The organism is Rhodococcus sp. 2H158, from assembly GCF_053764755.1.
The window spans coordinates 1-13,693 of record NZ_JBSNCE010000011.1 but is presented as its reverse complement, the minus strand read 5'-3'; the positions used below and the strand labels follow the sequence as shown (position 1 = coordinate 13,693).

At 70.8% G+C, this 13,693-nt stretch carries 13 protein-coding genes; 6 read left to right on the top strand and 7 right to left on the bottom strand.

Going from position 1 to position 13,693, the window contains the following annotated elements; translation table 11 throughout:
* Positions 1–9 precede the first annotated feature (9 nt).
* Genes ACWPOB_RS12445 through trmB form a run of 3 tightly spaced genes read right to left on the bottom strand, consistent with a single transcriptional unit; the run spans position 10 to position 4,586 of the window.
* Positions 10–3,141 carry an MMPL family transporter gene (locus ACWPOB_RS12445; protein ID WP_455400994.1) on the bottom strand — a complete coding sequence of 1,044 codons (3,132 nt, stop codon included), beginning with the start codon at positions 3,139–3,141 and terminating at the stop codon, positions 10–12.
* A 9-nt stretch (positions 3,142–3,150) separates the two neighbouring features.
* Positions 3,151–3,843, bottom strand: a complete 693-nt coding sequence (locus ACWPOB_RS12440; RefSeq protein ID WP_100058493.1) for an NYN domain-containing protein — start codon at positions 3,841–3,843, stop codon at positions 3,151–3,153.
* Entirely contained in the window at positions 3,840–4,586 is a 747-nt protein-coding gene (gene trmB / locus ACWPOB_RS12435) for a tRNA (guanosine(46)-N7)-methyltransferase TrmB (protein ID WP_100058494.1), read from the bottom strand. Before trmB ends, ACWPOB_RS12440 begins: the two co-directional genes overlap by 4 nt.
* An 87-nt stretch (positions 4,587–4,673) precedes the next feature.
* On the opposite strand from trmB, the gene ACWPOB_RS12430 reads away from it, so the two are divergent.
* From ACWPOB_RS12430 to ACWPOB_RS12415, 4 genes are all read left to right on the top strand, one after another.
* Complete coding sequence (locus ACWPOB_RS12430; RefSeq protein ID WP_455400993.1) at positions 4,674–5,363, top strand: hypothetical protein; 690 nt, start codon at positions 4,674–4,676, stop codon at positions 5,361–5,363.
* Complete coding sequence (locus tag ACWPOB_RS12425; RefSeq protein ID WP_455400992.1) at positions 5,360–6,817, top strand: hypothetical protein; 1,458 nt, start codon at positions 5,360–5,362, stop codon at positions 6,815–6,817. The genes ACWPOB_RS12430 and ACWPOB_RS12425 overlap by 4 nt, the downstream gene beginning before the upstream one ends.
* A 10-nt stretch (positions 6,818–6,827) precedes the next feature.
* Entirely contained in the window at positions 6,828–7,178 is a 351-nt protein-coding gene (locus ACWPOB_RS12420; RefSeq protein WP_455400991.1) for a DUF6802 family protein, read from the top strand.
* Between the two features lie 278 nt (positions 7,179–7,456).
* Positions 7,457–9,286, top strand: coding sequence for a phosphoenolpyruvate carboxykinase (GTP) (locus ACWPOB_RS12415; protein ID WP_100056975.1), 1,830 nt, complete (start codon positions 7,457–7,459; stop codon positions 9,284–9,286).
* A 72-nt stretch (positions 9,287–9,358) separates the two neighbouring features.
* Here ACWPOB_RS12415 and ACWPOB_RS12410 read toward each other — a convergent pair whose 3' ends face one another.
* The 4 genes from ACWPOB_RS12410 to ACWPOB_RS12395 all read right to left on the bottom strand — a co-directional run bounded on the left by ACWPOB_RS12410 (position 9,359) and on the right by ACWPOB_RS12395 (position 11,944).
* Positions 9,359–9,835, bottom strand: a complete 477-nt coding sequence (locus tag ACWPOB_RS12410; protein WP_100056976.1) for a VOC family protein — start codon at positions 9,833–9,835, stop codon at positions 9,359–9,361.
* Between the two features lie 176 nt (positions 9,836–10,011).
* Positions 10,012–11,178, bottom strand: a complete 1,167-nt coding sequence (locus tag ACWPOB_RS12405; protein ID WP_100056977.1) for a zinc-dependent alcohol dehydrogenase — start codon at positions 11,176–11,178, stop codon at positions 10,012–10,014.
* Complete coding sequence (locus ACWPOB_RS12400) at positions 11,178–11,717, bottom strand: hypothetical protein (RefSeq protein ID WP_455400990.1); 540 nt, start codon at positions 11,715–11,717, stop codon at positions 11,178–11,180. The genes ACWPOB_RS12405 and ACWPOB_RS12400 overlap by 1 nt, the downstream gene beginning before the upstream one ends.
* A gap of 59 nt (positions 11,718–11,776) precedes the next feature.
* Positions 11,777–11,944 carry a hypothetical protein gene (locus ACWPOB_RS12395; protein WP_170913988.1) on the bottom strand — a complete coding sequence of 56 codons (168 nt, stop codon included), beginning with the start codon at positions 11,942–11,944 and terminating at the stop codon, positions 11,777–11,779.
* A gap of 73 nt (positions 11,945–12,017) precedes the next feature.
* On the opposite strand from ACWPOB_RS12395, the gene cysK reads away from it, so the two are divergent.
* Both cysK and epsC read left to right on the top strand, forming a co-directional pair.
* A complete protein-coding gene (cysK, locus tag ACWPOB_RS12390; protein ID WP_072636276.1) occupies positions 12,018–12,953 on the top strand; it encodes a cysteine synthase A in 936 nt (311 codons plus the stop codon).
* Positions 12,954–12,960: 7 nt separating this feature from the next.
* Positions 12,961–13,539 (top strand): serine O-acetyltransferase EpsC, encoded by a 579-nt coding sequence (epsC, locus tag ACWPOB_RS12385; protein WP_006940242.1) that lies wholly within the window; start codon positions 12,961–12,963, stop codon positions 13,537–13,539.
* The last annotated feature ends 154 nt before the right edge of the window (positions 13,540–13,693 follow it).

Sequence of the window (13,693 nt, the reverse complement as noted above, 5' to 3'; positions counted from 1 at the left end):
CCCGCTCGGTCAGCGGCGGCGCTGCCGCGCGATGAGTTCACTCACGCTGATCGACTGGCTGTTCTCGGCACCGCCGTGCCGGCCGCGCTGCGAATCCTGCTCGTCGGCCTCGTGCCGGTTCGCCGTGGAGTCGTCGGCCCTGCCGGCGGGGGCGCTGCCCTCCGCCGGAGGCGTCGTCGAGGGCCGGTCGCCCGCGACCGGCTGATCCGCCGTCCGCGGGTTGGCGCGTCGCAGCTGCGAGAGCCAGTTCTCGATTGCCTGCGGGTCCCGGGTGGGCGCGCCGGACGAGCGCGGTTGCGGCTGCACCTGCGGGCGCACGTACGTCTGGTTCACCGGGGGCGGCACGTCGCCGCGCTGCCGGCGGGGCAGCGGCGGCGTGGCGGGCGGGGAGGACCGCTGGTCCTGCACGGGCGGGACCTGGCCCGGCACTTCTCTCGGCGGCTGCGACGGTGCCTGCTGGGCCGGTGCCTGCTGGGACGGTGCCTGCTGCGGGCGGGGGCGCTGGGGCAGGGGACGCTGCGCCTGCGGTTGCGGGGCCGGCGGCCGCTCGGTGCGCGGTTGCTGCGGCTCGGGTGCCGGCGGGCGAGGACGGTCCTGCGGGGGAGCGGGCGGAATCGGCGCCGGGATCCGGCCCGACGGATTCTGCGCTGCCGGTGCCGGCTGCTGCGGCCGTGCCTCGGGAGCCGCCGGGGTCGCCCCGGCCGGACGACGCCGGGGCGGCCGGTCCCGGTCCTCCGGTGCCCGTGCCGGTGGCTCGGCCGGGCGCGGGGCGCGTGGCGGGGCCGATCGGCGGGGTGGCGGCTGCAGGTCGCGGACGCGCCGCTGCTCGGCGGCCGAGCGGGGTGCGGCGATCTTCGGCAGCGGCTGCGTCATCGGATCGTCCGTGGCGACGCCGGCGACGGTGGGCAGGCGGTGCGACCCGGTGGCCGCGACGGTCGCCGGGCCGAACATGCCGACCGTGATCAGCTCCGGCACGTCCTGCGGCATGAGCTCGTTGTCGAGGATCGGCTCCGCGAGCCCGATCCTGGCCTGGATCCGCTTCATCCACGCCGGTGCCCACCAGCAGTCGTCGCCGAGCAGTTTCATCGTCGCCGGCACGAGCAGCATGCGGATCACCGTGGCGTCGATGATCAGGGCCGCGATCATGCCGTAGGCGATGTACTTCATCATCACCAGTTCGGAGAAGCCGAAGGCGCCGGTGACGACGATCAGGATCAGCGCCGCGGCCGTGATGATGCGGCCGGTGTGCGCCGTGCCGATCCGGATGGATTCGGTGGTGCTCGCCCCTTGCGAGCGGGCCTCGACCATGCGGGAGAGCAGGAAGACCTCGTAGTCGGTGGACAGGCCGTAGATGATCGCGATGATCAGCACGAGCACCGGCGACATGATGGGACCGGGCGTGAAGTTCAGCGGCCCGGCCCCGTGACCGTCGATGAAGATCCACGTCAGGATGCCGAGGGTGGCGCCCAGGCCCAGCGCACTCATCAGCGCCGCCTTGATCGGCAGCACCAGCGACCCGAACGCGAGGAACATCAGCAGGGTCGTGAGCACGATGACCACCGTCACCATCAGCGGCAGCGTGTTCATCAGCGCGGCGATCGAATCCTGTTCGATCGCCGGTGTGCCGCCGACGAGCACCTCCACGCCGTCGGGCCACTGCGCCGCATGCAGGTAGTCGATGGTCTCGGCGGAGTTGTTGCGGTCCTCGAGCCCGGCCTTGACGACGCGGACGCCGTCCCGTGCGGGGCCCTCGATGGTGAACTTCTCCACCAGGCCGGGGGCCGTGCTGGCCGTCTGGATGATCTCGTTGAGGTCGCCGCCCTCGGCGCCGCGGACGACGATGCGCACCGGCTCGGCGCGCTGGCCGGGGAACAGCTCGTCGAACTGTTCCTGGGCGAGCCGCGTCGGATGGTCGGGCGGCAGGTAGGTCTCGTTGATGCCGCCGAACTTGATGCCGGTCAGCGGCACGATGAGCAGCAGCAGGCCGATCACCGTGGGGATGGTGACCTTGAGCGGGTTGCGCATCACCCACCGGGTGATCCGTCCCCAGATGCTGTTCTCGACCTGCTCGTTGGACTGGATCTGCCCGAACCGGGACCAGCCCCACTTGTCGATGTTCCTGCCGAGGATGGCGAGCATGGCGGGTAGCAGCGTGATCGAGGTGATCGCCGCCAGCGTCACCGTCGCGATCGCGCCGTACGCGACGGACTTGAGGAAGCCCTGCGGGAACAGCAGCAGGCCGCCGAGGCTGGTGACGACCATCGTGGCGGAGAACACCACGGTGCGCCCGGCCGTCATCACCGTGCGGCGCACGGCGGCGGACGCGGCGTAGCCCTCGGCGAGTTCCTCCCGGAACCGGGACACCATGAACAGGCCGTAGTCGATCGCCAGGCCCAGGCCGATCAGCGAGACCACGGGCGCGACGAACGAGTTGACCTCGGTGAAGTTCGTGATGAGCCGCACGATGCCGTTCGCGGCGACGACCGTCAGGCCGCCGGTGATCAGCGGCATCGCGGCCGCGATCACGCCGCCGAAGACGAAGAACAGCAGGATTCCGACCGCCGGGATGGCGAGGAGCTCCATGCGCTTGATGTCCTGCGCCATCGTGTCGTTGAGGGCGCCGGAGATCGGTTGCAGGCCGGCGAGCTGCACGTCGACCCCGTCGATGAGGAACTCGTCCTTCACGTCGCGGAAGTTGTTGGTCAGCTCGGTGTCGTTGTCGCCCGCGATGGCGACCGACGCCACGGCGTGCTGCCGCGACTGGTCCGCCAGCGCCGGCACCGCCGGGGCGCCGTTCGTCGGCCAGTACGCACCGTTGATCTTCAGGATCTGATCCGGATGGTCCGCGACCAGCGAGTTGAGACTGTCCTTGACCTTCGCCGCGAACTCCGGATCGTCGACCGTCCTGCCCTCCGGCGCCGTGTACAACGCCAGGACGTCGCCGTTCGTGTCGCGGCCGAAGGTGCCGTCGGCCAGCTTCGCCGCAGCGACGGACTCCGAGCCGGGATCGTCCCAGCCGCTCTGGCTGAGATGATCGTTCAGGCTCGCGCCGTACCCGGCGAGCCCGAGCAGACCGGCCACCATCACCGCGATAACGGTGAAGCGCGCACGGTGGACGAGCTCTCCCCAGCGGTCGAACACGAAATTCTCCTATTCGGCCACGCTCTTGCGGCCCACGAGCAGGGCGGACAGCGGTCGGAACGGCTGCAACCAGGCGCCCTCGTCGGGCAGCGAGTCCAGGCTCACGCGTGGCAGCGGCTCGCGGAACACCCCCGGGATGTCCTCGAGGTCCACGAAGTCGAGCACCTCGGACGTGACCGCCCAGCTGGCGTGCTCGCGGAAACCGAGGACCTGCACCGCCACGCCGGTCGCGGCGATCTCCTCGAGCGGTTCCCGGAACGCCTGCCCGTCGGCGGAGGCGACCATCACCCCCGCCAGACCCTCACTGCGTCGCAGCGCGATGTGCCGCAACATGTCGGAGTCTACGTCGCTGTCCTCGTCGATCTTCGGCTTGGCGAACACCGCGAAGCCGACGTTGCGCAACGCCTCGACCCACGGGCGCACGACGTCGGCGCTGCCCGGCGCGATGTTCGTGAACACCGTCGCCTCGGGGTCGAGGGTGGCCGTCGTGGTGCGCGAGAGCTCGGACGTGCGGCCGAGCAGCCACCGTCCGAGCGCGTCGAACCGCGGCCGGTACGCGGCGGTGGGCCGACCACCCAGGATGGCACCGAGACCCATGTCCAGGTTCGGCGCGTCCCACACGAGCAGTACCCGCTCGTGCCGCTCGGTGCCGTCCGCCGTGGGGGCCGCGGACACGTCGGACAGTTCTTCGTGGACGCTCATGCCCTGATCTTCCCCCAGACCAGCTCCGTGATGCTGCTGCCCACCCGCTGCGCCTTGTCCTCGAACTTCGTGACGGGGCGCTCGTGGCTGATGGGGGACTCCCAGTCGAGCGTCGTCAGCAACGGTTCGGCGTTGCCCGCCTCGGCGATGGCCTCGGCGTACTCGGCGTGGTCCGTCGCGACGTGCAGCACGCCGCCCGGCTGCAGCCGGCTCGCGATCAGGGCGAACGTCGGCGACTGCAGCAGGCGGCGCTTGTGGTGGCGGGCCTTGGGCCACGGGTCCGGGAAGAACACCCGCACGCCGGTCAGCGACTCGGGGGCCACCATGTGCTCGAGTACCTCGACCGCGTCGCCGCGCAGGATCCGCAGGTTCCGGATCGGCGTGTCGGTGTCGTAGGTCCGTTCGATCTGCTGCAGCGTCTGCGCGATGCCGGGCTTGTAGACCTCGACGGCGATGAGGTTCACATGCGGTTCGGTCCGGGCCATCGTCACCGCGGCCGTTCCGGTGCCGGAGCCGATCTCCAGGACGACCGGCGCCGAGCGGCCGAACCAGGCGTCGACGTCGAGCCGGTCGTCGCCGACGTCGCGGCCCAGCTCGGGCCAGCAGCGGTCCCACGACTCCTGCTGCGGGAGCGTCAGCGCGCCCCGCCGCGAGCGGAAACTCGTCACCCGCGGGTACAGACGGTTTCCTCGGGTCGGGCGCTGCTCCAGCGTCTCGGTCGTGTCCAGATCGGCGTCGTTCACCCGACCATTGTCGCGTATCGGGAGGGTGTGTGGCAGGAGGGACTGAAGTGACCACAGTGTTTTCTCAGGCTGCCGTACTTTCTCAGGGTGCCCGTCCCCCGAGCCGCTGCCGTCGACGGCAGCCTCTGCCAGAATCGACGGCGACACACGGGGGTGGTCATGGTGGGGGATGCGGGGGCCGCGCACGCTCGGTGGCGGCGGATCGTCGAGGACATCGGCCGGTTCGACGCCCGGGCCGGCCGGCAGGTGCAGTGCGCCCTCGACCGGCGCGACGCCCCGCTGCGGGTGCAGATCGCCGGTCGCGGCGGCGCCGTCCGTCCCGCCCTCCGCGCAGCCGTCGAGGCGGCGGTCGCGGCGTCGGCACTCGTCGACACCGTGGAGCTCGACTCGCCGGACCGGCCCGAACCGGTCCTCGACGCGGACGTCGTCCTCCTCGTGCTCGCGGCGCGGGCCCACCCCGCCGATCTGGCGGCACTCGTCCGCCCCGCCGATCCGGCGGCACTCGTCACGGGCGACGACGAACGCCTCGTCGTCGTGCTCGATCGGACCGAGGGACTCGCGGATGCCGGGGCCGCGTTCGCCCGCGCGGCCGCGCACGTGCGACGGCCGGTTCTCGCGCCCGGCTCCGGGCCGGCGGCGGTCGTCGAACGACTCGGTTCCGCGCGCCGCCGCCGCGACGCCGTGCTCGCCCGCGACCTGGCGGGCATCGGTGCCGGCCCGCGGGCCCGCGACGTCATCGAGGCCGCCCTCGACGACCTCACCGGATCGTCGCGGTGATCCCGGCCGACGTCGGCGACGTCGTGCGCCGCTGGAACCCGGAGGGATGGGCGCGGCTGCACGCCACGTCGGACCCGCCGCGGATCCGGGTGGCCGGGGTCGACGGCTGCGGCCGCGGGGCGCTCGTCGACGAGCTCACCGCGCTCGGCCCGGCAGTCGACTACGTCCGCGACGGTCCCGCCACCGTCGTGCTGATGGTGTTCGAGGCGTCGGCCCACCTCGGCCGGACCGAACTCGCCGTCCTCGAGTCCGCCGGGCGCGGCAGCGGCCGCGTGGTGTGCGCGCTCACCGGGACCGACGCGCACCCGGACTGGCGGGCGGTGCACGAGCGGGACGTCGCGCTGCTGCAACGGCACGCACCCTGGCTCGGTCCGGTGACATTGCTGCCCGTCGGGACGTCGCTCGCCGCGCGCTCCCGCGCCGTCGGCGGCGACGCGGGAGCGGTGCTGCGGCTCGAATCCGGGATCGTCGACCTGCACGAGGCGCTGACGGCGGCGCTCGTCCCGGGTCCGCACGCGGGCCGGGCCCTGCGCACCGCCGTCGTCGCCGAGACCCGCCACCTCGTGGTGCGGGCGGCCGCTGCCCTGCGTGCCGGCGACGACACCGCGGCGCTGCGCGCCGAACGGGCGCGGTGGAGCCTGCGGGCAACCACTCCCGCCGACGACGGAGGGCTCCGCGCCGAGCTGCAACGGGCCCGCATCGACACCGCGCAGGCCGTCGCGGCGGCCGTGCGCGCCGCGTCCGCCGAACTACGCGACGCGATCGAGGCGGTGGACCCGGCGCACGTGCCGCACCTGCTCGACGACGTGGTCCGCGACCTGTACGCCCGGGTCGGCACGGTCGTCACCGAGCGGCTGGCCCGGATCGGACCGGGTGACCCGGAACCGGCCGGCCCGGCGACCGTGCCCCCGCGGCCCGTGCCGCCGTCCCCGCGACGTCCCGTGGAGGACCGCCTCACCGTGCTGATCGGCGCGTCGGCCGGGGCGGGGCTGGGACGCGTCGCGGTGTCTCCGCTGGCCCTGGTGCCCACGCTCGAGCTGGCGACGGTACCGCTGAGCCTGCTGCTCGGCGCGGCGGCGGCGTGGTGGCTGGTGCGGGTGCGGCGACGGCTCGCCGAACGGGACCGGATGCGCAGGTGGGCGCTCGAGGAACTCGTCGAGGTGCGCGCCGAGCTCGAGGCCGTCGCGCTCGAGCGCATCGTCGACGCGGAGGCCCGGCTCGGGTCCGCGCTCGCCGTCGCGCGCACCGCCCGGCTCGCCACGGCGCGCGACCGCATCGCCGCCCTCGACGACGAGCTGAGACGTCGCGCCGAGGACCGTGCCGGGCAGCTGGCGGCGTGCGAGCGCGATCTCGCCGTGCTCGCCCGGGCGGGAACCGCGGGCCGGGCGGGCGCGTCCAACGGGATGACAGCGTCCGAGGGGACGACAGCGTCCGATGGTGTGACACGGCAGTGAGGAGCGCGCGATGGTGGACGGATTCGCCGGCACCGACGGCGAGGTGGGGGAGCCCGACGTGCCCGTCCCGGGACGTCCCGCGTTCGGTCCGGGGCTGGCCCCCGCGCTGCTCGACCCGGCCGGACCGGGGGCGCTGCCGCAGGCCGTGGACGTCGATGGCGACGGGCTGCTCGACACCGTCACGTTCGCCACCGCGGAGGCACTCGTCGTCGCATCGGACACCGACGCCGACGGGTGGTTCGACCGGGTCACCGAACTCGGCGACGACGGGCGGTTCGGAGTGTGGCAGTTCCGGCGCGATGTCGACGGTGTGGAGCACTGGACCCGGATTGACGAAGGTCACCTCGATCGGGGAAAGTGACGCAAATCGCCCGTGCCCGGGGCTGGTGAGGCGGGTACTGTGTTCGCCCTCTGAATCGTTTCTGTGACATTTCCGACCGGCCCCGATTGCCATCACCCCGAAGTCCGGCGTTAACCTCTATGAATAGGACATCCGGCGCCCGCCTCGTCCGTTCGGCCACGGAGGAAGCGGGTGGTACCCCTGCCGAGAGGGGGAGTCCGGGTCCGCCGCTGGTCCCTGGGACGGTTCGTCGCAGGTCGGGGGAGGGATCCGGTTCCGGCGCACCCCAGGAGAGTTTGATGACCTCAGTGACCATTCCCGGTCTGAACGGCACCGATGGCAAGCCCCCGACCCAGCACGCCGAGCTGCTCGCATGGGTCCAGGAGGTCGCCGAACTCACTCAGCCCGACCGGGTCGTCTGGGCCGACGGGTCCGACGCGGAATGGGACCGGCTGACCACTCAGCTGGTCGAGGCCGGGACCTTCACCCGCCTCAACGACGAGAAGAAGCCCAATTCCTTCCTGGGCAACTCCGACCCGTCGGACGTCGCGCGCGTCGAGTCGCGCACCTTCATCTGCTCGCGCAACGAGGTCGATGCCGGACCGACCAACAACTGGATGGATCCGGCCGAGATGCGGGCGACCATGACCGAGCTGTACCGCGGCAGCATGCGCGGGCGCACCCTCTACGTGGTGCCGTTCTGCATGGGCCCGCTCGGCGCGGACGACCCGAAGCTCGGCGTCGAGATCACCGACTCGGAGTACGTCGTCGTCTCCATGCGCATCATGACCCGCATGGGTACCGCGGCCCTGGAGAAGCTGGGTACCGACAAGCCGTTCGTCAAGGCCCTGCACTCCGTGGGTGCGCCGCTCGAGCCCGGCCAGAAGGACGTGCCGTGGCCGTGCAACGACACCAAGTACATCACCCACTTCCCGGAGGACCGGGAGATCTGGAGCTACGGCTCCGGCTACGGCGGCAACGCCCTGCTCGGCAAGAAGTGCTACTCGTTGCGTATCGCTTCGGCCATGGCGCACGACGAGGGCTGGCTCGCCGAGCACATGCTGATCCTCAAGCTGATCTCGCCGGAGGACAAGGCCTACTACGTGGCGGCCGCGTTCCCGAGCGCCTGCGGCAAGACCAACCTCGCGATGATCCAGCCGACCATCCCGGGCTGGCGCGCCGAGACCCTCGGCGACGACATCGCCTGGATGCGTTTCGGTGAGGACGGCCGGTTGTACGCGGTGAACCCGGAGTACGGCTTCTTCGGCGTCGCCCCCGGCACCAACCACGGCTCCAACCCCAACGCCATGAAGACGATGGAGGCCGGCAACACGCTGTACACCAACGTCGCGCAGACCGACGACGGCGACGTGTGGTGGGAGGGCCTGGAAGGCAACCCCGAGCACCTCATCGATTGGAAGGGCAACGACTGGACTCCCGAGTCCGGCACCCCGGCCGCGCACCCGAACTCGCGCTACTGCACGCCGATGTCGCAGTGCCCGATCCTCGCCCCCGAGTGGGACGATCCGCAGGGCGTGCCGATCTCCGCGATCCTGTTCGGTGGTCGTCGCAAGACGACCGTGCCGCTGGTGAGCGAGTCCCTCGACTGGCAGCACGGCACCTTCCTCGGCGCGACGCTGTCGTCCGAGCAGACCGCCGCCGCCGAGGGCAAGGTCGGCACCGTCCGTCGCGACCCCATGGCGATGCTGCCGTTCATCGGTTACAACGCCGGCGACTACCTGAACCACTGGATCAACATCGGCAAGTCCGCGGACTCGGACAAGCTGCCGAAGATCTTCTACGTCAACTGGTTCCGTCGCGGCGACGACGGCCGCTTCCTGTGGCCGGGCTTCGGTGAGAACTCCCGTGTGCTCAAGTGGATCGTCGACCGCATCGAGCACCGGGCCGGCGCCCAAACCACGCCGATCGGCTTCGTGCCGGCCGCCGCGGACCTCGACCTCGAGGGCCTCGACGTCGACCGCGACGACGTCGACGAGGCGCTGAAGGTCGACGTGGCAGAGTGGAAGGAAGAGCTGCCCCTCATCGAGGAATGGTTCGAGTTCCTCGGCGAGAAGGTGCCCTCCGGCATCCGCGACGAGTTCGAGGCCCTGAAGCAGCGCCTGGCCTGACGCTTGCTCGACCGAATGTCACATCGGATCGCTTGTATCGATCCGATGTGACATTCGGCGTTTCAGGGATGCTCAGGACGACCGGCTCGCGAGCCACTCGTCGATGCGACGTCGTGCTTCTTCGGGCGCGACGTCCTCGACGCGCGTCATGATCGCCCACCGGTGCCCGAACGGGTCGAGGATCGTCCCGAACCGGTCTCCGGTGACGAACGTCGACGGTTCCTCGAAGACCTGCGCACCCTGCTCGACCGCGCGGGCGAACGTCGCGTCGGCGTCGGTGCAGTACAGCACGTAGGAATGGTCCACGGTGTTCGTCCCGTCGGGCGCGCGCAGCCCCATGGCCGGCGCAGGGTCGCTCAACTGGAGCCGGCCGTGCCCGAAGTCCAGTTCGGCGTGCGCGATCGTGCCGTCGGGCCCGTCGGTTCGTTCGACGACCTCGGCGCCGAAGACCGTGCGGTAGAACTCGACGGCCCGGGCCGCGCCGTCGACGACGAGGAACGGCGTGAGGGAGGTGTAACCGGCGGGGATCGGATTCACGGAATGCGTCATGCAACGAGTCTCGCGTCGTCGCGGCCGGCCGTATTGAACATTTCCGACATCCCCCGACACTGCGGTGGCCGAATGTCACACAGGTTCGATTCGATCGAATGTGTGTGACATTCGGCCCGCTGCAGGGCCCGCTGCAGGGTGTCGGCCCGCTGCAGGGCGCCGGCCACGCACCGGAGTCACGGCCGGAATACCGCGCGCACGCAGCCGTCCTTCTTGTCCTTGAACATCTCGTACCCGCGCACCGAGTCCTCGAGCGACATGTCGTGGGTGATCAACAGGCTGGGGTCGAGCTTGCCGGCCTGCACGTGCTCGAACAGCCGCGGGACGTACCGCTGTCCGTGTTGCTGGGCGGTGCGCAGGGTCAGGCTCTTGTTGGTGAGCAGGCCCATCGGGAACTTGTCGGTGAGTCCGTAGACCCCGAGGACGGACACCACCCCACCCTTGCGGCACGCCATGATCGCCTGCCGCAGCGGCGTGGCGCGGTCGGTCTCCATCCGCAGCGCCTGCTTGACGCGGTCGTAGATCTGCATCAGGCCGGTGCCGTGGGCCTCCATGCCGACAGCCTCGATGCACGCGTCGGGTCCGCGGCCGCCGGTGCTTTCGCGCAGCGCCTCCTGCACGCTGTCCTCGGCGGAGTAGTCGATCGTCTCCAGTCCCAGCCGGGCGGCGAGGTCGAGGCGTTCGCCCAGGCGGTCGACGACGATCACTCGTTCGGCGCCGAGGATCCGGGCGCTCACGGCCGCCATCAGGCCCACGCCCCCGGCACCCCACACTGCGACGGTGTCGCCGGGGGAGATGTCGCAGAAGTCGGCACCCATGTACCCGGTGGGCACCGCGTCGGAGAGGAACAGGGCCTGCTCGTCGGTGATCCCCTCGGGGATCGGGAAGCAGTTGACGTCGCCGAACGGCACCCGCACGTACTGCGCGTGCGAACCCTGGTACCCGCCGAACGGGTGGGTGTAGCCGTAGATGCCGCCGGACGGGTAGCCGAGCAGCGGCTGCTGCATCGCAGCGTTCGGGTTGGTGGTGTCACACGCCGAGTACAGGTCGTGGTCGCAGTACCAGCAGGCGCCGCACCCGATGAACGACGGCACGACGACGCGGTCGCCGACGTTCACGGAGGTGACCTCCGCGCCCTTCTCGACGACGTCGCCCATGAACTCGTGCCCGAACACGTCGCCCTCCCGCATGCCGGGGAGATAGCCGTCGATGAAATGCAGATCGGATCCGCAGGTGGTCGTGAGGCGGACCTCCACGATCACGTCGTGCGGGTTGAGCAGCTTCGGGTCCTCGACCGTCTCGACGGACAGGTCGTTCACGCCCATCCAGCACAGGGCTCGCATCAGTGGGATCCTTCCGGTTCGCGTCCGCGGGCGCTGGGGTTGACGCGCAATGTGGGCATCTCGCCGGTCTGCAGCAGCGCGCGGGCCCGGTACAGGGCGGTGAACGTGGCCGCGCCGGTGATCAGGCCGGGCACCGGGGTGTCGGCCCGCATGCTCACCTCGGTGCCGAGGCCGTGCGGGGCGGTGGCGAACGACAGCAGGACCCGGGGTGGCTGCGACGAGTCGCCGGTGTCGGTGGCGACGAACTGCAGTTCCCCGTCGCTCTCGAGCACGCGCGTCTCCCACGTGATCGGGTCGGCGCCGAGTTCGAAGGTCCACCGGAGACGGTCGGGGCCGCTCGCGGCGACGGAGGTGCGCTCCCCGAACACCTGCGACAGGTTGGCGGGCTCGCGCCAGAACCGTTGCACCGTTTCGCGGGGTGCGCCGATGGTGACGGTCTGCTGGGGACCGGGGTGGGAGCCGGTGCGTTCGACGACGCGACGGACGACCCCCTCGATCTGCCGCCCGGATCTCTCCACGGTCTTGACGATGTCGAACACGGGTTTCTCCTTCCGGGCGCGGGCGGGCCTGCCCCGTGCCGGGTCTGGTGGGCGACGCCCTACCACAGCGGGGTGCTGTCCTGCAGGGCTGCGACCGGCCGGCCGGCGACGTTCCGGGCGTGCCGGTGACGAGTCATGATGTCGGCTACCCGCGGGAGCAGGGTGGGCAAACCGGTGGATCCCGGGGCGGCCGGACCGCTGTGCGGCTCCCCACGTGAATCGGACATCCGCCGGAATGATGCAATAGGTGACGACGGAACCAATCCGGTCGGCACTGCGACCGGGAGGAGGATCGGGCCCATGAGCGGTATCTACAACAATGTCACCGAGCTGGTCGGGCGAACCCCGATCGTGCGGCTGAACCGGCTGACCGAGGGTCTCGGCGCCCAGGTCGCGGTCAAGCTCGAGTTCTACAACCCGGCCAACAGCGTCAAGGACCGGATCGGCGTGGCGATCATCGACGCCGCCGAGAAGTCCGGTGAGCTGCGCCCCGGTGGCACCATCGTCGAGGGGACCAGCGGCAATACCGGTATCGCGCTGGCGATGGTCGGTGCCGCGCGCGGCTACAAGGTCATCCTGACGATGCCCGAGACGATGTCCACCGAGCGTCGCGTGATGCTGCGGGCGTTCGGCGCGGAGATCGTCCTGACCCCCGGCTCCGAGGGCATGGCCGGCGCGGTCGCGAAGGCGGAGGAGATCGTCGCGAAGACCGAGAACGCGGTCCTCGCCCGCCAGTTCGCCAACCCGGCGAACCCGGAGATCCACTACCAGACCACCGGTGAGGAGATCTGGAAGGACACCGAGGGCGCGGTCGACATCTTCGTCGCCGGCATCGGCACCGGCGGCACGATCACCGGCGCGGGCCGCAGGCTCAAGGAATACAAGCCGGAGGTGAAGATCGTCGGCGTCGAGCCCATCGATTCGCCCATTCTCACCGGCGGACAGCCGGGCCCGCACAAGATCCAGGGCATCGGCGCGAACTTCGTGCCCGACGTGCTCGACCGCGAGGTCTACGACGAGATCGTCGACGTCTCGTTCGACGACGCCGTCCGCGTGGGCCGGGATCTCGGCACGCAGGAGGGCATTCTCGGCGGCATCTCGTCCGGCGCGATCGTGTGGGCCGCTCTGGAGCTGGCGAAGCGTCCGGAGAACGCCGGCAAGCTCATCGTCGCCGTGGTCTGCGACTTCGGTGAGCGGTACATCTCCACTCCGCTGTTCGAGCACATCCGGGACTGAACGCATCGTGAGTGTTCTGCGCACCCTCCGGGAAGACCTGCAGGCGGCCCGCGGCCACGATCCGGCGTCGCGCGGTGACATGGAGAACGCCCTCGTGTATTCGGGGCTGCACGCGATCTGGTCGCATCGGCTCGCACACCGGATGTGGGCGCGGCCGGCGCTGCGGGGACCGGCCCGCATCCTGGCGCAGTTCACCCGCTTCCTCACGGGCATCGAGATCCACCCCGGCGCGACGATCGGACGGCGCTTCTTCGTCGACCACGGCATGGGCGTGGTGATCGGGGAGACCGCCGAGATCGGCGAAGACGTGATGATCTATCACGGCGTCACGCTCGGCGGGCGGTCGCTGGCGCGGACCAAGCGGCACCCCACCATCGGCAACCGGGTCACCATCGGCGCGGGGGCGAAGGTCCTCGGGCCGGTGGTGATCGGCGACGACGTCGCGATCGGTGCGAACGCGGTGGTCACGCGCGACGTGCCCGCCGACTCGATCGCCGTCGGCATTCCGGCGACGATCCGTCCCCGCAAGCAGCACGAGGAACTCGTGGACCCGGCCTGCTACATCGATCCCGCGATGTACATCTGACATCTCGCCGGCACCCGCAGCCGGATGGGCCGAATGTCACTGTGAGTATGGGGTGGTCCGGTTGATACTGGACAGGTCCGGTGCGGTGGGGGTCTGACCCTGAATGTCACTGACGTCGCGAGACTGTCCTGGCGATGATGTGTCGACCCCGCCC

Coding starts and splice junctions, on each gene's coding strand:
- cysK (WP_072636276.1), top strand. CDS start 12,018: ATGAGCGGTATCTACAACAATGTCACCGAGCTGGTCGGGCGAACCCCG.
- ACWPOB_RS12420 (WP_455400991.1), top strand. CDS start 6,828: ATGGTGGACGGATTCGCCGGCACCGACGGCGAGGTGGGGGAGCCCGAC.
- ACWPOB_RS12410 (WP_100056976.1), bottom strand. CDS start 9,835: ATGACGCATTCCGTGAATCCGATCCCCGCCGGTTACACCTCCCTCACG.
- ACWPOB_RS12405 (WP_100056977.1), bottom strand. CDS start 11,178: ATGCGAGCCCTGTGCTGGATGGGCGTGAACGACCTGTCCGTCGAGACG.
- ACWPOB_RS12395 (WP_170913988.1), bottom strand. CDS start 11,944: ATGTCCGATTCACGTGGGGAGCCGCACAGCGGTCCGGCCGCCCCGGGA.
- ACWPOB_RS12440 (WP_100058493.1), bottom strand. CDS start 3,843: ATGAGCGTCCACGAAGAACTGTCCGACGTGTCCGCGGCCCCCACGGCG.
- ACWPOB_RS12415 (WP_100056975.1), top strand. CDS start 7,457: ATGACCTCAGTGACCATTCCCGGTCTGAACGGCACCGATGGCAAGCCC.